Genomic DNA, 21,715 nt, shown 5'->3' with positions numbered 1-21,715 from the left:
AAGCCCCCGCCCGGCGAACCGGACGGGGGCTTCTCAGCCGTGGAACCGCTGGCTACTTCAGCAGCGCCGGGATCGTCTCCTCGTGCGCCACGCGCAGCTCCTCCAGGGAGAGCGCGAACTCGCCCTGGAGTTCCACCACTGCATTTCCATCAGACACGGTGCCGTCGACGACACCGATGCGGGTGACCGGCAGGCCCCGCGCACCGCACATGTCGTTGAAGCGGACCTCCTCGGAGCGCGGGACGGCCACGATCGCGCGGCCGGCCGACTCGGAGAAGAGGAGGGTGAAGGCGTCGAGCCCGTCCGGTACGACCAGTCGCGCGCCCTTGCCGCCGAGCAGCGCCGACTCGACGACCGCCTGGATCAGACCGCCGTCGGACAGGTCGTGCGCGGAGTCGATCATGCCGTCGCGGGAGGCGGAGATCAGGATCTCGGCGAGCAGGCGCTCGCGCTCCAGGTCCACCTGCGGGGGCAGCCCGCCGAGGTGGTCGTGGACGACCTGGGACCAGGCCGAGCCGCTGAACTCCTCACGCGTGTCACCGAGGAGGTACAGCAGCTGGCCCTCCTCCTGGAAGGCGACCGGCGTGCGCCGGGCCACGTCGTCGATGACGCCGAGGACCGCGACGACCGGCGTCGGGTGGATGGCCGCCTCGCCCGTCTGGTTGTAGAGCGAGACGTTGCCGCCGGTCACCGGGGTGCCGAGCTGCTGGCAGGCGTCGGCCAGACCGCGCACGGCCTCCGCGAACTGCCACATCACCGCCGGGTCCTCGGGCGAGCCGAAGTTCAGGCAGTCGGAGACGGCGAGCGGCTTGGCGCCGGTGGTGGCGACGTTGCGGTACGCCTCCGCCAGGGCCAGCTGGGCGCCGTGGTACGGGTCGAGCTTGGCGTACCGGCCATTGCCGTCCGTCGCGATGGCGACGCCGAGGCCGGTGGCCTCGTCGATGCGGATCATGCCGGAGTCCTCGGGCTGGGCGAGGACGGTGTTGCCCTGCACGAAGTGGTCGTATTGCGAGGTGATCCACTTCTTGGAGGCCTGGTTGGGCGAGCCGACCAGCTTCAGGACCTGGTCCTTCAGCTCGTCCGAGGTCGCGGGTCGGGGCAGCTTGTTCGCGTCGTCGGCCTGCAGCTCGTCCTGCCAGGACGGACGGGCGTACGGGCGCTCGTAGACCGGGCCCTCGTGTGCCACCGTGCGCGGGTCGACGTCGACGATCTTGCCGCCGTGCCAGTAGATCTCCAGCCGGTCGCCGTCGGTGACCTCACCGATGACGGTGGCGATGACGTCCCACTTCTCGCAGATCTCCAGGAAGCGGTCGACCTTCGCCGGCTCCACGACCGCGCACATGCGTTCCTGCGACTCGCTCATGAGGATTTCCTCGGGCGAGAGCGTGGAGTCACGCAGCGGTACGTCGTCCAGGGTGACGCGCATGCCGCCGGAGCCGTTGGACGCGAGCTCGGAGGTGGCGCAGGACAGGCCGGCCGCGCCGAGGTCCTGGATGCCGACGACCAGCTTCTCGGCGAACGCCTCAAGCGTGCACTCGATCAGCAGCTTCTCCTGGAAGGGGTCACCGACCTGGACGGCCGGACGCTTCGACGGCTTGGCGTCGTCGAAGGTCTCGGAGGCGAGGATCGACGCACCGCCGATGCCGTCACCGCCCGTGCGGGCCCCGTACAGGATGACCTTGTTGCCCGCGCCCGACGCCTTCGCCAGGTGGATGTCCTCGTGCCGCATCACACCGATGGCACCGGCGTTGACCAGCGGGTTGCCCTGATAGCAGGCGTCGAAGACGACCTCGCCGCCGATGTTGGGCAGGCCGAGGCAGTTGCCGTAGCCGCCGATGCCGGCCACGACGCCGGGGAGGACGCGCTTGGTGTCGGGGTGGTCCGCCGCACCGAACCGCAGCGGGTCCACGACCGCCACCGGCCGCGCGCCCATCGCGATGATGTCGCGCACGATGCCGCCGACGCCGGTCGCCGCGCCCTGGTAGGGCTCGACGTACGAGGGGTGGTTGTGCGACTCGACCTTGAAGGTCACGGCGTAACCCTGGCCCACGTCCACGACACCGGCGTTCTCACCGATGCCGACGAGCAGGGCGTCGCTCTGCGGGGCCTTCTCGCCGAACTGGCGGAGGTGGACCTTGGAGGACTTGTACGAGCAGTGCTCGGACCACATGACGGAGTACATGGCGAGCTCGGCACCGGTGGGCCGGCGGCCGAGGATCTCCACGACCCGCTCGTACTCGTCCTTCTTCAGACCGAGTTCGGCCCAGGGCAGCTCGACGTCGGGGGTCGCGGCCGCGTGCTCGACCGTGTCCAGAGGCGTCCGGCTCATGCGTTGACCAGCTTCTTGAGGATCGAGGTGAAGAAGGGGAGGCCGTCGGTGCGGCCGGTGCCGATGAGCGGCTCCACGGCGTGCTCCGGGTGCGGCATCAGGCCCACGACGTTGCCGGCCTCGTTGGTGATGCCGGCGATGTCGTTGAGCGAGCCGTTGGGGTTGAAGTCGAGGTAGCGGAACGCGACGCGCCCCTCGCCCTCCAGCTTGTCCAGCGTGTACTGGTCGGCCACGTAGCGGCCGTCCATGTTCTTCAGCGGGATGTGGATCTCCTGGCCGGCCGTGTAGTCGGTGGTCCAGGCGGTGTCCGCGTTCTCCACCCGCAGCTTCTGGTCGCGGCAGATGAAGTGCAGGTGGTCGTTGCCCAGCATCCCGCCGGGCAGGAGGTGGGCCTCGGTGAGGATCTGGAAGCCGTTGCAGATACCGAGGACCGGCAGGCCGGCCTTCGCCTGTTCGATGACGGTCTCCATCACCGGCGAGAAGCGCGCGATGGCTCCGGCGCGCAGATAGTCGCCGTAGGAGAAACCGCCGCACAGCACCACGGCGTCGACCTGCTTGAGGTCCTTGTCCTTGTGCCAGAGGGCGACCGGTTCGGCGCCCGCGAGGCGGATCGCGCGCTGGGTGTCCCGGTCGTCGAGACTCCCCGGGAAAGTGACGACGCCAATACGAGCGGTCACTTCGCGGCCTCCGCGACTTCTTCCACCTTGACGGTGAAGTCCTCGATCACGGTGTTGGCGAGGAAGGATTCCGCAAGATCGTGGATGCGGGCGAGCGCGGCGTCGTCGACCGGCCCGTCAACTTCCAGTTCGAAACGCTTTCCCTGACGTACGTCGGAGATGCCGTCGAAACCCAGCCGCGGCAGTGCGCGCTGCACCGCCTGGCCCTGGGGGTCGAGGATCTCCGGCTTGAGCATGACGTCGACTACGACGCGTGCCACTGGCACTCCCGGTGTGTGGTGCTGAGCAGGTTCCTTCAGACTACCCGTACAAAATTTCTACGCGAGTAGAGTTGTAGGAAGCTACGTGATGGCCATCACGATCCGGTATCGGACAGGGGTGTTCACGAAAAGTTACGGGAAAGATCCCCGATCAGCCGCGGATAGCTATTGCGCTCGGGACACGCGGACAGATTTAGTCGGGCTTCACATTGCATTGCCGGGCACTGTACAAATGAATTGGCAAATAGCCGAGACTCGGCACGTCGTCGCAGCTGAGCTGCATGAGGTGCCGGACGAAGGGACCGATATTCGTGGCGCAGAAGGTCGTGGTCACTCTCTTTGACGACATCGACGGCTCAGAAGCGGCGGAAACGATCGCCTTCGGACTCGACGGCAAGTCGTACGAGATCGACCTGAATGAAGCCAATGCCAAGAAACTGCGTAAGGCGCTCGCGCCCTACGTGGAAGCCGGCCGCAAGCGGTCGAAGTCAGGCAAGGCGTACAAGCAGACCGAGGTGGCCCCCGACCCGGCGGCGGTCCGGGCCTGGGCCCAGGCCAACAAGATGGAGGTGCCGGCCCGCGGCCGCATCCCCAAGAAGGTCTACGAGGCGTTCGCCTCGGCGCAGTGACATGAGTCGCGCGGCGTTGTCCTCAGGGCCCGTCAGCAGGCCTTGAGGACAGCCGACTTGGGCCGGTGCGACAACCGACTTGCGCTACCCCCCTGCTGATCAGCTAATGTCTGGAGCACGCCGCCGGGCGGGACAGAAAAGTCCAGCTCGCCGAGCATGCGGGTGTAGTTCAGTAGTAGAACATCCCCCTTCCAGGGGGAAGGCGCAGTGTGCAATTCCTGTCACCCGCTCCGCACCGTCGTACCGACCACCTGGGGGTCCCCCCTCTGGGAGAGGATCAGGTAGGCTGGTGCTCGCGCCGATCGGTGAGAGCCGGTCGGAGGCAATGCGGACGTAGCTCAGTTGGTAGAGCGCAACCTTGCCAAGGTTGAGGTCGCGAGTTCGAGCCTCGTCGTCCGCTCGGGAATGAGACCCCGGTCCTGATGGACCGGGGTCTTTTCGTGTATCCGCGACTCCGTACCCACGACGCCCCTGACATTTGTCATGCGGAGTGGTGACAGCGCGCACTGCTGTCGGCCCTGTTTCACCGGGACGCTGGAGCCATGAACGGAAACGAACACGAACACGTGATTGAGGTCACTGACCTGCGGCGTGTGTACGGGGGCGGGTTCGAAGCGGTGCGCGGAATCAGCTTCTCCGTGAACCGCGGGGAGATCTTCGCGCTGCTCGGCACCAACGGCGCGGGCAAGACGTCGACCGTCGAACTGCTGGAGGGGCTCGCCCGGCCCGCCGGGGGGCGGGTGCGGGTGCTCGGGCACGACCCCTACGCCGAGCGGGCCGCCGTACGGCCGCGGACCGGGGTGATGCTGCAGGAGGGTGGCTTCCCGTCCGAGCTGACCGTCGCCGAGACCGCGCGGATGTGGGCCGGGTGTGTGAGCGGGGCGCGGCCGCCGCTGGAGGTGCTGGAGCTCGTCGGGCTGGCCGGGAAGACCGGCGTACGGGTGAAGCAGCTGTCCGGCGGTGAGCGGCGGCGGCTGGACCTGGCGCTCGCGCTGCTCGGGGACCCCGAGGTGCTGTTCCTGGACGAGCCGACGACCGGGCTGGACGCCGAGGGGCGCCGGGACACGTGGGAGTTGGTGCGGCGGCTGCGGGACGCCGGCACGACCGTGCTGCTGACCACGCACTACCTGGAGGAGGCCGAGGGCCTCGCCGAGCGGCTGGCGATCCTGCACGAGGGGCGGATCGCGGCGGCAGGGACACCGGCCGAGGTGACCGCGGCCCAGCCGTCGAGGATCTCCTTCGAGCTGCCCCAGGGCTACTTCGTGGGCGATCTGCCGCCGCTCGACGGCATGGGCGTGTGCGGGCACGAGGTCGACGGGCGGCTCGTACGGCTGCGCACGCACGAGTTGCAGCGGACCGCGACCCGGCTGCTGGTGTGGGCCGAAGGGGCCGCCGTGGAGCTGGGGCGGCTGGATGTGCGGCCGGCGTCGCTGGAGGAGGCGTTCCTGGGGATCGCGCGGGAGGCGGCGGCCGGGACGAGGACGAAGGAGTACGCGGCATGAGCACGGCGACGACCGCCCCGGTGGGGCGCATGGCAGCGCTGGCACGGGCCGAGCTGACCTTGCTGGGGCGTAGCAGGGGCACGCTGTTCGCGGCGCTCTTCGTGCCGCTGATCCTGCCCTTCAGCGCGCGGGAGGCAGCGAAGCAGATGGACCTGGCCGAGGTGGGCCTGACCCTGGGCACGGTCCTCCTGCCCGCCTCCATCGGCTTCTCCCTGCTCTACGCGGTGTACGTGACGCTCGTCAGCGTCTTCACCGCCCGGCGCGAGGAACTCGTCCTCAAGCGGCTGCGCACCGGCGAGCTGCGGGACAGCGAGATCCTCGCCGGGGCCGCGTTCCCGGCCGTGGCCACGGGCCTCGCGCAGTGCGTGGCGCTGACGGCCGGCTGCGCCGTCCTGCTCGACGTGGGTGCGCCTCGGGCTCCCCATCTCGCCGTGCTGGGCCTGCTGCTGGGGTTCCCGCTGTGTGCCGCGCTCGCCGCGGTGACCGCCTCCTTCACCCGGAGCGTCGAGAGTGCGCAGGTCACGACGTTGCCCGTGGTGTTCCTCTCGATGATCTTCTCCGGGATGTTCGTGCCGCTGGAGATCCTGCCCGACCGGGTGGCGTCGCTGTGCGAACTGCTGCCGCTGACCCCGGTGATCACTCTCGTGCGGGGCGGCCTGACCGGGGAGCTGTCGGCGTACGAGACGCTGGGCGCCGTGGCCACCGCGCTGGCCTGGACGGTCCTGGGCGTGTTTGCTGTACGGCGGTGGTTCCGCTGGGAACCGCGGCGTTGAGGCAGGGGGAGCGGGCGCATGCGCGGGCCGGGTACATGGTGGCGGGGCAAGAGCACTCCGGCGAAGGTGGAGACGTACACCCGGGGGTCGTTCCACTTCTTCGCGGTGATGGAGGTCGCCGGGGCCGGGGTGCCGCTCGTCGGCCAGGTCGGGGGCGCGCCGGGGGCCTGGCTGCTGCTCCTGGTCTGCGCGCACGCGGCGATCTGCATGCTGACCGTGTCACGCGCCGTGGACTGGTTGCGCGGCCGGCGGGCCCAGCCGCTGCGGCTGATGTGCGCGCTCGGCGCGGCCACCGCCGTGGTCGCCGTCACTGCTCTCGCCCTCTCCGAGTACGGCTCGCGGAGCGACGGCGCCGATTCGGCGGCGGGCAGCGTCTTCGGGGTCACCATGATCTTCGGGGTCGGCATCATCACCCTCGGGGTGCGGCGGCGCAGGCACGTGTACGCCGTCGTCGCGGGCTTCGCGGCCGGCACGGCGGTCGTCGTGCTCGCGATCACCCGGTCGCCGCTCGGCGCGCTGGTCACCGCACTGATCGTGCTGGCCAGCAGCGGGTTCCTCGCCTTCACCGCGGTCTTCTCCGTCTGGCTGCTCAAGGCCGTCTACGAACTCGACGAGGCCCGCGAGACCAGGGCCCGGCTCGCCGTCGCCGAGGAGCGGCTGCGGTTCGGGCGGGATCTGCACGACGTGATGGGGCGGAATCTGGCGGTCATCGCGTTGAAGAGCGAGCTCGCCGTGCAGTTGGCGCGGCGCGGGCGGCCCGAGGCCGTGGAGCAGATGATCGAGGTGCAGCGGATCGCGCAGGAGTCGCAGCGCGAGGTGCGCGACGTCGTACGGGGATACCGGGAGGCCGACCTGGGGGTCGAACTCGCCGGTGCGCAGGGGGTGTTGACGGCGGCCGGGATCGAGTGCCGGGTGACCGGGGAGGCGGCCGGGCTGCCCGCCGAGGTGCAGTCGGCGCTGGCCTGGGTGGTACGGGAGGCGACCACCAACGTGCTGCGGCACGGGGATGCCGAGCGGTGCGCGGTGGGTGTACGGGTGAGGGAAGGGCGCGTGGTGTTGACGGTGGAGAACGACGGGGCTGCCGCGGCCTCCGACGAGGGCGAGGGCCCCGGCGGCGGCGCGGACCCCGGCAGGCGTGGCGGCTCCGGGCTCGCGGGGCTGCGGGAGCGGCTGGCCGCGGTGGACGGCACCCTGGAGGCCGGCCGGGCCCGGGAGGGAGTGTTCCGGCTGGTGGCGGAGGTGCCGCTGGCGGGAGCGGGCGTGCCGGAGGCCGCCGTATGAGCGACCGTACGACCGGGCCCGTGCGGCTGCTGCTCGCCGACGACGAGCATCTGATCCGGGGCGCGCTCGCCACCCTGCTGTCCCTGGAGGACGACCTCGTGATCGTCGCCGAGGCGGCCAGCGGGCCGGAGGCGCTGGCGATGGCGCGAGCCCACGAACCCGACGTCGCCGTACTGGATCTCCAGATGCCCGGCGCGGACGGTGTGAAGGTCGCCACATCCCTGCGGGCCGAACTGCCCGGCTGCCGGGTGATGATCGTGACCAGCCATGGGCGGCCCGGGCATCTGAAGCGGGCTCTTGAGGCGGGCGTGCGCGGGTTCGTCCCGAAGACCGTCAGCGCTCAGCGGCTCGCCGAGATCATCCGGACCGTGCACGCCGGAAACCGCTACGTCGACCCGGAGTTGGCCGCCGACGCCATCGCCGCCGGGGACTCCCCACTGACCGCTCGGGAGGCCGAGGTGCTGGAACTCGCCGCCGACGGGGCGCCCGTCGCGGAGATCGCGGAGCGGGCCGCGCTGTCGCAGGGGACCGTACGGAACTATCTGTCGTCCGCCGTCTCGAAGCTCGGCGCGGAGAACCGCCACGCGGCGGTGCGGCTCGCGCGGCAGCGAGGTTGGGTATAGTAGGTCTCGCGCTTCGGCGCATGCGAACGTAGCTCAGTTGGTAGAGCGCAACCTTGCCAAGGTTGAGGTCGCGAGTTCGAACCTCGTCGTTCGCTCCAGATCAAAGGCCCCGGTCATCGACCGGGGCCTTTGTCATGGGGTCAGCTCCAGCTCGTGCCCGTCAGACGCTCGTACGCCTCCACGTACTTCGCCCGGGTCGCGTCCACGACCTCCTGCGGCAGCGGCGGCGGGGGCTGCTCGCTCTTCCGGTCCCAGCCGGAGGCCGGCGAGGTCAGCCAGTCGCGCACGAACTGCTTGTCGTACGACGGCTGCGCGCGGCCCGGCTGCCACTGGTCGGCCGGCCAGAAGCGGGAGGAGTCGGGGGTGAGGACCTCGTCGGCGATGACCAGGGTCTCCCCGTCGAAGCCGAACTCGAACTTGGTGTCCGCGAGGATGATGCCGCGCTCGCGGGCGATGTCCCGGCCGCGGGCGTAGACGGCGAGGGTCGCCTGGCGCAGCCGGGCGGCGGTGTCGGGGCCGACCTGGCGGGCGACCTCCTCGTAGGAGACGTTCTCGTCGTGCTCGCCGACCGCGGCCTTGGTGGCCGGGGTGAAGATCGGGGCGGGCAGCTCGCTGCCGTCGACGAGGCCCTCGGGGAGGGCGAGGCCGCAGACGGTGCGGGAGTCGTTGTACTCGACCAGGCCGGAGCCGGTGAGGTAGCCGCGGGCCACGGCCTCCACCGGGACCATCTGGAGCGACTTGCAGACCAGGGTGCGGCCCGCCCAGTCGGCGGGGGCGCCGGCGGGCAGGTCGGTGCTCAGGACGTGGTTGGGGACCAGGTCGGCGAGCTGGTCGAACCACCACAGGGAGAGCTGGGTGAGGATGCGGCCCTTGTCGGGGATCTCGGTCGGCAGCACCCAGTCGTAGGCGGACATACGGTCACTGGCGACCATCACGAGGTCGCCCGCCTCGTTCTGGTACAGCTCGCGCACCTTGCCGGTGTGCAGGTGCACCAGGCCCGGAACCTGGATCGGCTCGGGCTTTTCTACGAATCCGGACACGGTTCCTCCCCGTGGTTGAACAAAAGGGGTGCCCGCAGGGCTCGAACAGGGCGGTGGTGGGAGACGGGCGGGCCAACAGCGTCGATTGTCCCGTACGGGGCGCTGACCTTGGACTGGGGGTGTGCTGGGGGTGTGCTGGGTGAGCTCAGTCACGTTTGCAGATGCGGTCCAGGAGGTTGGCCGTGGCGCGCTGGACGCGGGCGTCGACGTGGCCCGGGCGGTCCAGTGCCGGGGACCAGGCGAAGGTGCCGGACGCGAAGACCAGGGCGCCGGAGGGGGCGCGGTAGAGGGACGTCTCCTGGTGGCGCAGGGTGCCCTCCTTGTCCGGGTACGGGGAGTGCGCGAGCAGGATGCGTTCCTCGTGGTCGGGGAGCGGGGTGCGCGGGAAGTAGCGGTCGGCCTCGCCCGCGACCAGTCCCTCGATCTCGTCGCCCTCCTGGGCGCCGGTCGCCTCCCACAGCCAGTGGTCGGCGTTGCGGACGATCAGGGGGTGGGGCTCGGGGACCTGGCCCGCGTACTGGATGCCGATCACCTCCTGCTCGGGGCGGTCGATCTCGCGCCAGAGCACCGGGCGGCCCGGGCCCCGGCGCTTGCGGCAGGTCATCAGGCGGTCGGGGACACCGGACGGGGACGGGCCCAACTCGACCTGCCAGTACATGGAGTTGGCGGAGAGGAAGACCAGGGACGTGCCGTTCTCGCGGGCGAGCTCGACCGTACGGCGCATGTTCGACGACCAGTACTCGTCGTGGCCGGGGAAGACCAGGCCGCGGTAGCGGGTGGGGTCGACATGGCCGCCGTGCAGGTCGCGGGCGTCGGCGTAGGCGATGTCGTAGCCGTAGCGCTCGGCCCAGCGGATGAAGTCGTAGGCGTGGCCGACGTGCAGTGGGAGGCCGGCGCCCGCGTAGGGGCGGTCGAAGGAGACGGTGGTGGCGGCGTCGTTCTCGCCGAGGAGGCGGCCGTCGTCGTCCCAGGCGTGGTAGAGGCTGGCGCCGGTGCGGCCGTCCTCCGGGTAGAGGTTGTAGGCCTGCCAGGTGACGTCGGGGAGGAGCAGGAGCAGGTCGGCGGGGTGGTTGTCGCGGACCGTGAAGGGGATGTGGGAGCGGTAGCCGTCGGCGGTGGTGAGGACGGCCACGTACGCGCCGATGGTCCAGTACGAGGGGATCTGCAGGCGCCAGGACAGCCACCAGTGGTGGCAGGAGACCGTGCGGTCGGCGGTGAGCGGGGGTGGCTGGACGATGCCGGAGAGGCGGGGGCTGGTGGTGATCTTCGCGGCGCCGTCACCGCCGTAGTGGCCGATGCGGTAGACGTCGACGGCGAATTCCTGGGGCGGGTCGACGGTGATGTGGAAGTCGACGGCCTCGCCGGGGGCGACCGCGCCGGTGGAGGTGAAGCCCTTGATCTGGCGGTGGACGTCGTCGGCGGAGCGGGGGCCTCCGGCGGTGCGCGGGCCGGGGATCCTGGGGGTGCCGGCCGTCGGGGGGTGGGCCTGGCCGTCGACGTACCAGGGGACCACCTGGCCGGTGTCGTCGAAGTACGTCACGTTGCCGCGCAGCCAGGGGACGGGGCCCTGACCGAAGGGGTCCGTCACGGCGTGCGCGAGTGCCCCCGACTCCCAGCGGCGGATCTGCTCCGACCCCATGGCCCTACCCCTCCCTCGTTCCCCCGTGGCCGTGCGTCCGTGGTGGTGCGTCGTTTCTCGTGCGACATGGGTGTTTGTGTGCCTGTCGTATGTCGCAAGCCCTTGCCATGTGCGCTATCGATCCCAGCACATCACATTGCGCACGCATCCTGTCACTATTCGTTGCGAATTGGCCGAAAGTGGAACCAGGGGCTCCGGCCGCATCTGGCACGCGGGACGGGCTGTCACAGCCGGAAGGGCGGCCGTCAGACCAGGCGTACCGGCTTCTCCGGGCGTATCCCCGACTCCACCAGCCAGGCGCGCAGGGGCGCCGGGTCACCGTCCTCGATCAGGCTCAGGACTCTGGGGGTGAGGTCGGCGGCTCGTGCCCCGTTGATGAGAAGCGTGGGTCCGTCGAGCCAGTCCAGCCCCGGGGTGGCCCCGGCGGTGTCCATCGCGGCACAGCACACCATCGCCGTCACGTGATCGGTCAGCAGCTCGCGCGAGGTGCGGGGTGGCTGGAGCGGGAAGAGGGGGAGCGTGCCGATGTCCAGGAGGGTGGTGCCGGGGGCGAGGGACGCGTTCTGTTCCACAGGGGCCGCGGCTTCCTCGCGGGCCAGCTCGGCGGTGAGGCCGGCGGCGAGGGCGGAGCTTCGCTCGGTTTCCGGGTCGTCGTCGCCGGGGTGGTCCTCGGCCATGGAGGCGTAGGGGGGTTTGGGGGGCTTGGGGGACTCGGAGGGCTTGGGGGACTCGGAGGGTGTTGAGGTCGCCGGGGGCTGGACGGGTTCGGCGGGCTCTTGGGACTCGAGGGGGCTTGAGGGCTGGGCGTCGGCGGGGGGCGGGGCGCCGGTAGGGAGCGACGCGTCGGCTAGGGGCGCGGTAATCGCTTGCCCGGGGGTGGGGTGCCCGGCGGGGGCTTGGGGGAGGCTGGGGGGCGCCTCCGGGGGTTGGTCCGGGTGGGTTGGGGTGGTGTGCGGGGCGGGGCTCGGGTGGGCTTGTGTCTCGGAGGGCTCGTCGGGGCCCGTGTGGAGGGCGGAGCTCCCGTGGGCCTGCGGCTCGAAGGACCCGCCCGGGTCGGGGTGGGCGTCGGAGCTCCCGTGGGCCTGCGGCCCGGAGGACCCGGCCGGGGCGGAGTGGACCTCGGAGCGCCCGTGGGCCTGCGGCCCGGAGAGCCCGGCCGGGTCGGAGCGGGCCTCGGAACTCCCCTGGGCCTGCGGCCCGGAGGACCCGCCCGGGTCGGAGTGGGCCTCAGAGCTCCCGTAGGCCTGTGGCTCGGAGGGGTCGGCGGGGGACCAGGTGGGTGCGGTGGCCGGTGGGGTCGTCAGGTGGTCCAGGACGCGGGAGAGGGTGGGGCCGTCGGAGTGGGCGGGTGCGCCCTCGGTGGTGCGGCGGACGCCGAGGGTGTCGAGGACTCGGTGGAGGCGGGCCGCGTCGGTGCGCCATTTGCGGTCGACGACCTCTTCCGGGTACTCCTGCCAGCCCACCGGGGACCAGTCCGGGCCCGGGTCGGCCGGGCCGCCGTGGAAGAGACGGGCGGCGAGGAGCGAGGCGGCCTCGTCGATCGCGCCGGGCTCTTCGAGCAGGTCACAGGCGGGGCGCTCGCCCAGGCGGGAGGCGAAGCCCTCGGCCAGACGGTCCCGCCGGGACAGCTCGGTGAGCGCGGCGACGACGCCCGCGTCCAGCCGGGACGGCCAGCGACCCATGCGCCAGGCCGGCAGCGCGACCCGCGTCAGCAGCCGGTCCCAGCCCGCGTACGCCAGTCCGACCTGCTCCTGGGCGACGATCCGCAGTCCGTAATCCACAGCCTGTGCACGCTCGGCGGCCGCGGCGGCCACCCCCCGTTCCATCTCGGCCGCATGGTCCCGGCAACTGCGCAGCAGCAGTCGCGCGACCCAGCCGATGCCCGCGCACACCGCCCGCGCCCCCGGGCAGCGGCCGCGCGTCGAGGCGACGGCCACGGCGGCGTCCAGGCCCCGGACGAAGCGCCGGGCCTGGGCTATGTCCGGGTGCGCCGACGGTCCCGTACCGGCGACGACCGGGGCGAGGACGGCGCGCAGCTCACCCACGCGCATCCACCACAGGAACGGTGAGCCGATGACGAGGACAGGCGCGTCCGGCGTACGGCGATGGGTGCCGCCCCCGCTTCCGCCGTGCAGGCCGTTGAGTCCGTCCGCCATGCCGCCGTCGGCCGCGGACAGACCGTGGGACCGGTGCGTGCGGTCCTCCAGCCAGCTGTCGCAGTCCGGGGTGAGGGCTATCGCGGACGGGGCGGGGACGTCGAGACGGTCGGCGAGATCGCGCACCATCCGGTACAGATCCGGTGCCTGCTCCTCGGCGATCTGGACCGTGGGGCTGACGGCGGGCCGGGCACGGGCGACGACGAGGGCGATGACCGCGGCGGCCAGCAGGACGAGGACGGCGACCGGGATGACGACCCACCGCGCGGCATGCCAGCCCGGGCCGACGAGGTGGCCGGTGGAGGCGCCGGCGAGCAGCACCACGGCGAACGCCGCGGGCAGCAACGCCACGGCCAGCGCGCGGCTGCGGACCCGCAGCACGGCCATGGCCCGGGCGCGCGCTGCCTGCGCACCGACCTCGACACCCATACCGGTCACGCCGGACCTCACCCCCTCCGCGCTGCCCTGGCTGTCCGAACTGTCCTGGCTTTGCTCACTCCCCCACTGTGGCACCCACCACTGACATCGCAATGCCGGTGGGCCAAGTGCCGGAACGCTTGCGCCGCACCCTAGTTGGGGCTTCGGCCCACGTCAGCCGGATGGGGCATCGGTCACTCGATGGAATGGCTTTGGGGAAAGGTGGATGACGGACAGCGAGGATCAGGCCCTTGATACGGGCGGGTTTCGGGGACCCGGCCCCGGCACGAGTCAGGCTCCGGCAAAGGACAGGCTCCGGCATGGGACAGGCCCCGAATCCTGAGACGGATTCGGGGCCTTCGGGGTTCATCCGGGGCGGCACTCCCGGCACTCCGGCCGGTTACGCGCCTTCCGCCGCCTTCGCCGCGATGTCCGTACGGTGCTGGGAACCGTCGAGCTTGACGCGGGCGACGGCCCGGTAGGCGCGGTCGCGGGCCTGGGTGAGGTCCTTGCCGGTCGCCGTGACGGACAGGACACGGCCGCCGGCGCTGACGACCGCGTCGCCGTCCTGCTTGGTACCGGCGTGCAGGACGTACGCGTGCGGGGCGTCCTCGGCGGTCACCTCGTCGAGGCCGGTGATGGGGTCGCCGGTGCGCGGGGTGCCCGGGTAGTTGTGGGAGGCGACGACCACGGTGACCGCGGCGTCGTCGCTCCAGCGCAGCCGCTCCAGGTCGGCGAGGTCACCCTTGGCCGCGGCCAGCAGCACACCGGCCAGCGGGGTCTTCAGACGGGCCAGGACGACCTGGGTCTCGGGGTCGCCGAAACGGGCGTTGAACTCGATGACCCGCACGCCCCGCGAGGTGATCGCGAGACCGGCGTACAGCAGCCCCGAGAACGGCGTGCCGCGGCGGCGCATCTCGTCGACGGTCGGCTGGAGAACCGTCTCCAGCACTTCCTCGACCAGCTTCGGGTCGGCCCACGGGAGCGGGGAGTACGCGCCCATGCCGCCGGTGTTCGGGCCCTCGTCGCCGTCGAGCGCACGCTTGAAGTCCTGGGCGGGCTGGAGCGGGAGGACCGTCTCGCCGTCGGTGATGGCGAACAGCGAGACCTCGGGGCCGTCGAGGAACTCCTCGATGACGACCCGCTCGCAGGAGTTGGCGTGCGCCCTGGCCGCGTCGAGGTCGGCGGTGACGACGACGCCCTTGCCGGCGGCGAGGCCGTCGTCCTTGACGACGTACGGGGCGCCGAAGGCGTCGAGGGCCTCGTCGACCTCGGCGGGCGTCGTGCAGACGTAGGAGCGGGCCGTCGGGACGCCGGCCGCCGCCATCACGTCCTTGGCGAACGCCTTGGAGCCCTCGATCTGCGCGGCCTCCCCGGAGGGGCCGAAGACCGGGATGCCCGCCTCGCGCACGGCGTCGGCGACCCCGGCGACGAGCGGTGCCTCCGGGCCCACGACCACGAGGTCGGCGCCGAGCTCCGTGGCCAGCGCGGATACGGCCTTGCCGTCCAGGGCGTCGACCTGGTGCAGCTCGGCGACCTCGGCGATGCCGGCGTTGCCGGGGGCGCAGTGCAGCGCGGTGACGTCGGGGTCGAGGGACAGGGAGTGGCACAGGGCGTGTTCGCGGGCGCCGCTACCGATGACGAGGACCTTCACGGGGGTCAGCCTAACGGGGTTTTCGTACGGGGTGATGAGGGGCCGGGGGTTGATGACCTGTACGTTCCTCCAAGTCGCCGGCCTCCCGCCCTTCCCGTGCCTCCGTGCCTCCGTGCCTCCGTACGTCCGTACCTCCCGCTCCTCGCGCTATTCGTTCGTGAACTCCTCCACGACCGTCGCCCCCAGCTCCCGCACGATCAGCTCGTAGCCGGACAGCGCCGACTCGTTGAGGTCGGGGTCGTCGTCCTCCGGGATGTCGTCCTCGATGGACACCGGGGGCGGCGGCTCCGGGGCGGAGGAGGGCTGGGGCGCCGGAGCGGGATTGGCGGACTGCGCGGGGGCCGACGGGGGCGGGGTGGAGGTCGAGGTCGTCGGCGGGGGAGGGGCCGGGCGCTGGGCGGACGTACCGCCACCGCCGTAGCCGGTGTTGCCGCCACCGCCGTAACCGCCGCCGCCTCCGCCGAAGCCGGAGGAGCCTCCGCCGCCCGGGGGCGGGGGAGCCGAACCGCCGCCGGACGGGTCCACGATCGCCTCGATCTTCCACTGGACGCTGAACTGCTCGGCCAGCGCCTGCCGCAGCACGTCCTCGCTGCCGCTGCTCGCGAAGTTGTCCCGCGCGCCGGCGTTCACGAAGCCGAGCTGGAGGGTGGTGCCGTCGAAGCCGGCCACCTGGGCGTTCTGGCTGAGCAGGATCCAGGTGAAGCGGCGGCGGTTCTTGACCGCCTCCAGGATGTTCGGCCAGAGCATGCGGGGGTCGAGGCCACCGCTGGGGGGTGGTGCGTGGGTGGGGGCCGCGCCGGTGGGGGGAGCGGACGGGGGCGTCGCGGCCGGGGGCGGGGGCGCGGGGGCGTTGCTGGACGGGGTGGGGGGCTGGGTGCCGCCGCCCGCGGGGGTGGCGGTGGGCCAGCCGCCGGGGCGTCGGCCGCCGCCTGCGGAGGCTGCGGTGGGCCAGGAGCCCGGGGCGGGTGCGGGTGCGGGCGTGGGCGTGGGCGCAGGGGTCGGCGGAGCCTGAGGGGCCTGGGGCTGCGACTGCGACTGGGACTGGGACTGCTGAGGCTGAGGCGGCTCGGCGGGTGTGGGGGCCGGAGGTGCTGTGGGGGGCTGGCCCGCCGGAGCCGTACCGGCCGCCGCCCCGGGACCGGTGGCGGGCGGCGTCGGCCCCGGGCTCCCCGACGCCCGTACGGCAGCCCGCGCCGCGGCGGGACCGCCACCCGGCGGAACCGGCGCGGCGGGCGCTGCCGCGTGGGCGTCGGGGCCGGGCACGTATCCCATCGCGGGCATGCCACCGCCGCCCGCGGCCGGGGCCGCGCCCGCCGAGAAGTTGACGCCCCGCTCCAGTCGATCGAGCCGGGCCATCACGGAACGCTCGTCCCCGTACGCCGCCGGAAGCATCACGCGCGCGCAGATCAGCTCCAGCTGGAGCCGGGGCGAGTTGGCGCCCCGCATCTCGGTCAGTCCCTCGTTGACCAGGTCGGCGGCGCGGCTGAGCTCCGCCGGGCCGAAGGTGCCGGCCTGGGCCTGCATGCGCTCCAGGACGTCGGCCGGGGCGTCGATGAGCCCCTTCTCGGTGGCGTCCGGTACGGCGGCGAGGATGACGAGGTCGCGCAGCCGCTCCAGCAGGTCGGCGACGAACCGCCGCGGATCGTTGCCCCCCTCGATGACACGGTCCACGACCTCGAAGGCGGCGGCCCCGTCACCGGTCGCGAAGGCCTCCACGACGGAGTCGAGGAGCGAGCCGTCGGTGTACCCGAGCAGGGAGGTGGCCATGGCATAGGTCACACCCTCCTCGCGCGCCCCGGCGAGGAGCTGGTCCATGACGGACATGGAGTCACGCACGGAGCCCTGGCCGGCCCGCACGACGAGGGGGAGCACGCCGTCCTCGACCGGGATGTTCTCCTTGCCGCACACCTCGCCGAGGTAGTCGCGCAGGGTGCCGGGCGGCACGAGCCGGAACGGGTAGTGGTGGGTCCGCGACCGGATCGTGCCGATGACCTTCTCGGGCTCGGTGGTCGCGAAGATGAACTTCAGATGCTCGGGCGGCTCCTCGACGACCTTCAGCAGCGCGTTGAAGCCGGCCGACGTGACCATGTGGGCCTCGTCGATGATGTAGATCTTGTAGCGGCTGGACGCGGGCCCGAAGAAGGCCTTCTCCCGCAGCTCACGGGCGTCGTCCACACCACCGTGGGACGCGGCGTCGATCTCGATGACGTCGATGGAACCAGGGCCGTTGCGCGCCAGGTCACGGCAGGACTGGCACTCCCCGCACGGGGTCGGCGTGGGCCCCTGCTCGCAGTTCAGGCACCTGGCCAGGATCCGCGCGCTGGTGGTCTTGCCGCATCCGCGCGGCCCGCTGAACAGGTACGCGTGATTGACCCGGTTGTTCCGCAGCGCCTGCTGCAACGGGTCGGTGACATGCTCCTGCCCGATGACCTCGGCGAACGACTCCGGGCGATAGCGGCGGTACAGCGCGAGAGACGACACGCATACGAGGTTATAGGCGCCCACTGACAACCCACCCCGCCTGGGAACGCAAGCGCCCCCCACGCACCCGCCAGAGCCGACCTACCCTTGCTGCCTTCCGGCCCTGGGGGAGTTCAGTCAGATAGCGCCGCGTGAGGGGCTGCCCAAACAGTACCCGATGCCGGGGGGCGGGAACGAGTTCGCGAGCACTCCTCAACGTCTTGTATTGTTTGCGGCGGAGGATTCGCCTAGAGGCCTAGGGCGCACGCTTGGAAAGCGTGTTGGGGGCAACCCCTCACGAGTTCGAATCTCGTATCCTCCGCCAGTGCCTCACCGGGCACGATGTCGAAGGGCCCCACCGTTCGCGGTGGGGCCCTTCGACGTGTCCGTCTCAGTTTCCGTCTCAGTTCGTTTTCGGGAGCTCCCAAAGGGCGTCGCCAACTTGCTGGGCGACCTTGCGGAGCATGGTCCCGGTCACGTGCATGTACCGGGCGCGCATCCGGGCCGCTCCCCCGGGCTCCCAACCCATGATCGAGTCGATCACGACGTCCGGGACGCCGTGTTCGGGCTCAGCGGTCCGCCGATCGGCGAGGCGAAGACGTACCCCTTGCGAGTCGGCAGTGATCAGCAAACCCGGTCCTCCAGCGGCAGGCTCCACGGCCGACCTCGGTGGACCACATCTGCTCCATCGCGCCGCAGCGTGGTCAGCAGTTTGCCGAAGCAGCGCGGGCTCAGCCCCGTGAACGGGACTGATGCCGAGACAAGCCCACGGTTACGCTGAGGGTGGACGACGAGCCAGGTGCAGGGATCAGCCACCGTCAGTGAAGGAGCCTACGGCCGAGTTTCGCCTAACCAGGTCTCGAAACCGCAGGTCAGTGGCATGGCGCGGTTACTCTCGTCCGGATCTGTGCCGACGGCCACAGCGAGCGGGATACACGTAGGCTCATACTGAGTCATGACAAAGCCTGCTGCAATGAAGCGTCACTTGCCTACCAGCCCCTTCAAGGCCCCGGTCACACCGGCTCCCAAGCACTTCGCCACGGGCGACCAGGTCACACATGACGTGTACGGTCTCGGCCGGGTCATCGGCATCGAGGACGGAATCGCGGCGCTGGTGGATTTCGGCTCGGCGCAAATGCGGATCTTGAGCCCGTACGCCAAGATGACCAAGCTGTAGGACCACTGTGCCCGGTCACGGCACGCCAGGCCCCATCAGGGGCCTGTAACGGAAGAGAGACCTCTCATCGAGCCAACGTCGCTGTTCTCCGCACCGGAAGAGCAACCCCACTGCTCCACTGCAGCATCGCCGCCTCCGACGACAAACCCCTTCCAGGCCCCAGACTTCAGGGAAGACGAGATCCTGCTACTCGACGATGCGCAGGAGCCCGCCTCAGGCAAGCGTGCGGCGCGCCCCAAGGCGGCTTAGCTCCACGCATGACGGTGACTTCGGCAGCCGGCCACGGGCCGTCTCCGGTGCTGCGGAGGAACGCGGCTGTCGCAGTTTCCGTCTCGTTCAGCCCCGTTCACGGCCGTTCAGGCGAGACCCGGAGCCGCCCCCACGCTGGTGGCCAACCGTCCATGAACCACAGTTGGAAAGCGTGTTGGGGGCAACCCCTCACGAGTTCGCATCTCGTATCCTCCGCCAGTGCCTCACCGGGCACGTCGTCGAAGGGCCCCACCGTTCGCGGTGGGGCCCTTCGACGTTGTCCGCCCCGGTCGGCCGAGACCTGAGCGGGCGCCAGGGCGCGGGACCGCGGTCCTAGTCCGGAACCAGATGCTGTTCCGCCCAGATCGTCTTCCCCTTGACCGTCTGGCGGGTCCCCCAGCGCTGGGTCAGTTGGGCTACCAGGAGGAGGCCTCGGCCGCCCTCGTCGTAGGTGCGGGCGCGGCGGAGGTGGGGGGCGGTGGTGCCGCCGTCGGAGACCTCGCAGATGAGGGAGGTGTCGTGGGTGAGGTGGATGAGGCGGAGCTGGATGGGGGGTTCCGCGTGCCGGATGGCGTTGGTGACGAGTTCGCTGACGACGAGTTCGGTGACGAAGGCGGCGCCCTCCAGGCCCCAGACCTCCAGCTGGGCCAGGGCGTCCTTGCGGGTGTGGGCGACGGCGGAGGGGTCGTACGGGACGGCCCAGGTGGCGACCTGGCTCGCGTCGAGGGCGCGGGTGCGGGCGATGAGCAGGGCTACGTCGTCGGACGGGCGGGGTGGCAGGAGGTCGGTGAGGATTCTGTCGCACAGGGCGTTGAGGGTCGGTTCCGGGCCGGTGAGCAGGTGGCGCAGGCGGCGGATGCCCTCGTCGACGTCGCGGTCGGGGGATTCGATCAGGCCGTTGGTGTAGAGGGCGAGCAGGCTGCCCTCCGGCAGGTCGAGCTCGGCCGACTCGAAGGGCAGACCGCCCAGGCCCAGCGGAGGGCCGGCCGGGAGGTCGACCAGGTCGGCGGTGCCCTCGGGGCTCACCACGGCCGGCAGCGGGTGCCCGGCCCGGGCCAGGGTGCAGCGCTGGGAGATCGGGTCGTACACGGCGTACAGACAGGTCGCGCCGACCTCACCGCCGACGCCGGTCTCGGGGGACCGGTCGGCGGCCGGCCGGTCGTCGTCCCGGTCGGTGGAGAGGCGGGCGACGAGGTCGTCGAGGTGGGTGAGCAGTTCGTCCGGGGGCAGGTCCATGTCGGCGAGGGTGCGTACGGCGGTCCGTAGGCGCCCCATCGTCGCGGAGGCGTGGATGCCGTGGCCGACGATGTCGCCGACGACGAGCGCCACCCGCGCCCCGGACAGCGGGATCACGTCGAACCAGTCACCGCCGACACCGGCGTGCGCGCCCGCCGGGAGGTAGCGGGAGGCGACCTCCACCGCCGCCTGCTCGGGCAGCCGCTGCGGCAGCAGGCTGCGCTGGAGCATGACCGCCGTACCGCGTTCGCGGGTGTAGCGGCGGGCGTTGTCGATGGAGACGGCCGCCCTGGCCGCCAGTTCCTCGGCCAGCACCACGTCGTCCTGCTGGAACGCCTGCGGCCGGCGGTGGCGGACGAGGACGGCGACGCCCAGGGTGGTGCCGCGAGCCGACAGGGGCACCGCCATCGCCGAGTGCATGCCGAACTCACGGACCCGGGAGGCCCGGACCGGGTCGCGGGCGACCAGCGCGGTGATCGCCGGGTGCGTCATCTCGTACACCCGGGCCTGTCCGGAGCGGAGCGTCTCGACCTGCGGAGAGCCCTCCGGGTACTCGTCCACGGCGCCGAGGGCGACGACCGCCTCCGGCAGGCCCGGGTTCACGGACTGGTGGGCGACCCGGCGCAGCGCCAGCGGGCCGGCCGGGGGGCCGGTCCCCGGGAGCGGCTCGTGCGGGTCGTCCAGGGAGGTCAGCAGGTCGACGCTGACGAAGTCGGCCAGGTCCGGGACCGTCACGTCCGCCAGTTCCTGCGCCGTACGCATCACATCGAGGGTGGTGCCGATCCGCCGGCCGGCCTCGGCGATCAGCTGGAGGCGCTTACGGGCCCAGAACTGCTCGGTGATGTCGTGCGCGGTGAGGCAGACCCCCCGCACCTCGCCCGCGGCGTCGCGCAACGCCGAGAGGAAGACCGACCAGGCGTGCTCGCGGTTCTCACCGGCGGCGCGCAGGAAGTTCTCCTGGTACTCCGGCTCACCGGTCCGCAGTACCCGCGCCATGGCCGCTTCCGCCCGGTCACCTGCCAGGTTGTCCACGATCTCGTTGACGCGCAACCCGATCATGTCCCGCTCGGTGAGGGCGACCGAGCGTTCCATGTCCGCGTTGGCGCGGCGCAGGCGGAGCCGGGTGTCGTAGAGGGCCAGCGCACAGCACGGGGACTGGGCGAAGCTCCAGGTCACGAAGGTGTCGTCGAGCGGCTCGGGCTCCTGCCCGGTCAGGGCGGAGACCAGCAGCCACTCGCCCGCGCCGACACCGGTTCCGGTCTCGGGGGTCCGGTGGTGTGCCAGGACCCTGATCTCCAGGCGTCGGCCGTCGCGGTGCCGGACGGCGACGTCGCCGTGCCATCGGGGCAGCCGTGCGAAGGGGGGCAGGTCCTCGGCGGGGACGGGCTCGGCCAGCAGCTCGGCCGCCGGGCGCCCCACGATCCGGTCGGCCGGGTACCCCAGCAGCCGTTCCGCTCCCGCGTTCCACCCGGTCACCGTGGAGCGTTCGTCGACCGTGACGCGGGCCGTGAGGGCCTCGCCGACCACCTCGTCGAGCGGCCGCGTCGTCGTCCGGCCGGTGATGACGGGCTCGTCCATGATCGTTCATCTCGCTTCGGTATCGCGGGGCCCCG

At 71.6% G+C, this 21,715-nt stretch carries 15 protein-coding genes, 4 tRNA genes, 1 other RNA gene and 2 pseudogenes; 10 read left to right on the top strand and 12 right to left on the bottom strand.

Going from position 1 to position 21,715, the window contains the following annotated elements:
* Positions 1 to 52: 52 nt before the first annotated feature.
* From purL to purS, 3 genes are read right to left on the bottom strand one after another with little or no spacing between them, the layout of a single operon-like run.
* On the bottom strand, positions 53 to 2,329 hold the full coding sequence (gene purL / locus ACFZBP_RS09935) for a phosphoribosylformylglycinamidine synthase subunit PurL (protein WP_391411487.1): 2,277 nt from the start codon (positions 2,327 to 2,329) through the stop codon (positions 53 to 55).
* Complete coding sequence (gene purQ, locus ACFZBP_RS09930; protein WP_383459661.1) at positions 2,326 to 3,006, bottom strand: phosphoribosylformylglycinamidine synthase subunit PurQ; 681 nt, start codon at positions 3,004 to 3,006, stop codon at positions 2,326 to 2,328. Before purQ ends, purL begins: the two co-directional genes overlap by 4 nt.
* Positions 3,003 to 3,266 (bottom strand): phosphoribosylformylglycinamidine synthase subunit PurS, encoded by a 264-nt coding sequence (gene purS / locus ACFZBP_RS09925; RefSeq protein ID WP_369234799.1) that lies wholly within the window; start codon positions 3,264 to 3,266, stop codon positions 3,003 to 3,005. Before purS ends, purQ begins: the two co-directional genes overlap by 4 nt.
* Positions 3,267 to 3,577: 311 nt before the next feature.
* Here purS and ACFZBP_RS09920 point away from each other — a divergent pair, with 311 nt between their 5' ends.
* The 8 genes from ACFZBP_RS09920 to ACFZBP_RS09885 all read left to right on the top strand — a co-directional run bounded on the left by ACFZBP_RS09920 (position 3,578) and on the right by ACFZBP_RS09885 (position 8,172).
* Positions 3,578 to 3,895: an Lsr2 family protein gene (locus ACFZBP_RS09920; protein ID WP_030947653.1), complete on the top strand. Its 318-nt coding sequence runs from the start codon at positions 3,578 to 3,580 to the stop codon at positions 3,893 to 3,895.
* A 158-nt stretch (positions 3,896 to 4,053) separates the two neighbouring features.
* Positions 4,054 to 4,125, top strand: a tRNA-Gly gene (locus ACFZBP_RS09915).
* A 97-nt stretch (positions 4,126 to 4,222) separates the two neighbouring features.
* Positions 4,223 to 4,295, top strand: a tRNA-Gly gene (locus tag ACFZBP_RS09910).
* 142 nt (positions 4,296 to 4,437) lie between these two features.
* Positions 4,438 to 5,397 carry an ATP-binding cassette domain-containing protein gene (locus tag ACFZBP_RS09905; protein WP_391411484.1) on the top strand — a complete coding sequence of 320 codons (960 nt, stop codon included), beginning with the start codon at positions 4,438 to 4,440 and terminating at the stop codon, positions 5,395 to 5,397.
* Complete coding sequence (locus tag ACFZBP_RS09900) at positions 5,394 to 6,170, top strand: ABC transporter permease (protein ID WP_391411482.1); 777 nt, start codon at positions 5,394 to 5,396, stop codon at positions 6,168 to 6,170. The genes ACFZBP_RS09905 and ACFZBP_RS09900 overlap by 4 nt, the downstream gene beginning before the upstream one ends.
* An 18-nt stretch (positions 6,171 to 6,188) precedes the next feature.
* A complete protein-coding gene (locus ACFZBP_RS09895) occupies positions 6,189 to 7,451 on the top strand; it encodes a histidine kinase (RefSeq protein WP_391411480.1) in 1,263 nt (420 codons plus the stop codon).
* Positions 7,448 to 8,074 (top strand): response regulator, encoded by a 627-nt coding sequence (locus ACFZBP_RS09890; protein WP_383459672.1) that lies wholly within the window; start codon positions 7,448 to 7,450, stop codon positions 8,072 to 8,074. Before ACFZBP_RS09895 ends, ACFZBP_RS09890 begins: the two co-directional genes overlap by 4 nt.
* 22 nt (positions 8,075 to 8,096) lie before the next feature.
* Positions 8,097 to 8,172: transfer RNA gene (locus tag ACFZBP_RS09885), tRNA-Gly, on the top strand.
* 42 nt (positions 8,173 to 8,214) lie between these two features.
* On the opposite strand, the gene ACFZBP_RS09880 is transcribed toward ACFZBP_RS09885, so the two are convergent.
* The 6 genes from ACFZBP_RS09880 to ffs all read right to left on the bottom strand — a co-directional run bounded on the left by ACFZBP_RS09880 (position 8,215) and on the right by ffs (position 17,605).
* The gene (locus ACFZBP_RS09880) at positions 8,215 to 9,114 is read right to left on the bottom strand and encodes a phosphoribosylaminoimidazolesuccinocarboxamide synthase (protein ID WP_391411477.1); all 900 of its coding nucleotides are present in this window, start codon (positions 9,112 to 9,114) and stop codon (positions 8,215 to 8,217) included.
* 145 nt (positions 9,115 to 9,259) lie between these two features.
* Entirely contained in the window at positions 9,260 to 10,753 is a 1,494-nt protein-coding gene (locus ACFZBP_RS09875) for a N,N-dimethylformamidase beta subunit family domain-containing protein (protein WP_383459678.1), read from the bottom strand.
* A 245-nt stretch (positions 10,754 to 10,998) separates the two neighbouring features.
* A complete protein-coding gene (locus ACFZBP_RS09870) occupies positions 10,999 to 13,338 on the bottom strand; it encodes a hypothetical protein (protein WP_391411633.1) in 2,340 nt (779 codons plus the stop codon).
* 388 nt (positions 13,339 to 13,726) lie between these two features.
* Entirely contained in the window at positions 13,727 to 14,980 is a 1,254-nt protein-coding gene (purD, locus tag ACFZBP_RS09865; protein ID WP_391411475.1) for a phosphoribosylamine--glycine ligase, read from the bottom strand.
* A gap of 147 nt (positions 14,981 to 15,127) precedes the next feature.
* Entirely contained in the window at positions 15,128 to 17,461 is a 2,334-nt protein-coding gene (locus ACFZBP_RS09860) for a DNA polymerase III subunit gamma and tau (protein ID WP_391411473.1), read from the bottom strand.
* Between the two features lie 45 nt (positions 17,462 to 17,506).
* An RNA gene (gene ffs, locus ACFZBP_RS09855) (signal recognition particle sRNA small type) lies at positions 17,507 to 17,605 on the bottom strand.
* Positions 17,606 to 17,677: 72 nt separating this feature from the next.
* On the opposite strand from ffs, the gene ACFZBP_RS09850 reads away from it, so the two are divergent.
* Positions 17,678 to 17,765 (top strand) — tRNA-Ser (locus ACFZBP_RS09850).
* A 78-nt stretch (positions 17,766 to 17,843) separates the two neighbouring features.
* On the opposite strand, the pseudogene ACFZBP_RS09845 reads toward ACFZBP_RS09850, so the two are convergent.
* Positions 17,844 to 18,049 (bottom strand): annotated as a pseudogene (locus ACFZBP_RS09845) (site-specific integrase); the annotation flags it as partial.
* Between the two features lie 24 nt (positions 18,050 to 18,073).
* Positions 18,074 to 18,175 (bottom strand): annotated as a pseudogene (locus ACFZBP_RS09840) (IS5/IS1182 family transposase); the annotation flags it as partial.
* 220 nt (positions 18,176 to 18,395) lie between these two features.
* Between ACFZBP_RS09840 and ACFZBP_RS09835 the strand changes: the two are divergent.
* Positions 18,396 to 18,617, top strand: a complete 222-nt coding sequence (locus ACFZBP_RS09835; protein ID WP_383459687.1) for a hypothetical protein — start codon at positions 18,396 to 18,398, stop codon at positions 18,615 to 18,617.
* 582 nt (positions 18,618 to 19,199) lie between these two features.
* Here the strand turns inward: ACFZBP_RS09835 and ACFZBP_RS09830 are convergent.
* Complete coding sequence (locus tag ACFZBP_RS09830) at positions 19,200 to 21,680, bottom strand: SpoIIE family protein phosphatase (RefSeq protein WP_391411470.1); 2,481 nt, start codon at positions 21,678 to 21,680, stop codon at positions 19,200 to 19,202.
* Between the last annotated feature and the right edge of the window lie 35 nt (positions 21,681 to 21,715).

This window comes from Streptomyces sp. NPDC008086 (assembly GCF_042957325.1).
Lineage (GTDB): Bacteria > Actinomycetota > Actinomycetes > Streptomycetales > Streptomycetaceae > Streptomyces.
The sequence above is the reverse complement of the archived record's forward strand: the minus strand, read 5'-3'. Positions and strand labels throughout refer to the sequence as shown.

Coding starts and splice junctions, on each gene's coding strand:
- ACFZBP_RS09875 (WP_383459678.1), bottom strand. CDS start 10,753: ATGGGGTCGGAGCAGATCCGCCGCTGGGAGTCGGGGGCACTCGCGCAC.
- ACFZBP_RS09890 (WP_383459672.1), top strand. CDS start 7,448: ATGAGCGACCGTACGACCGGGCCCGTGCGGCTGCTGCTCGCCGACGAC.
- ACFZBP_RS09895 (WP_391411480.1), top strand. CDS start 6,189: ATGCGCGGGCCGGGTACATGGTGGCGGGGCAAGAGCACTCCGGCGAAG.
- ACFZBP_RS09870 (WP_391411633.1), bottom strand. CDS start 13,338: ATGGGTGTCGAGGTCGGTGCGCAGGCAGCGCGCGCCCGGGCCATGGCC.
- ACFZBP_RS09905 (WP_391411484.1), top strand. CDS start 4,438: ATGAACGGAAACGAACACGAACACGTGATTGAGGTCACTGACCTGCGG.
- ACFZBP_RS09900 (WP_391411482.1), top strand. CDS start 5,394: ATGAGCACGGCGACGACCGCCCCGGTGGGGCGCATGGCAGCGCTGGCA.
- ACFZBP_RS09835 (WP_383459687.1), top strand. CDS start 18,396: ATGACAAAGCCTGCTGCAATGAAGCGTCACTTGCCTACCAGCCCCTTC.
- ACFZBP_RS09830 (WP_391411470.1), bottom strand. CDS start 21,680: ATGGACGAGCCCGTCATCACCGGCCGGACGACGACGCGGCCGCTCGAC.
- purL (WP_391411487.1), bottom strand. CDS start 2,329: ATGAGCCGGACGCCTCTGGACACGGTCGAGCACGCGGCCGCGACCCCC.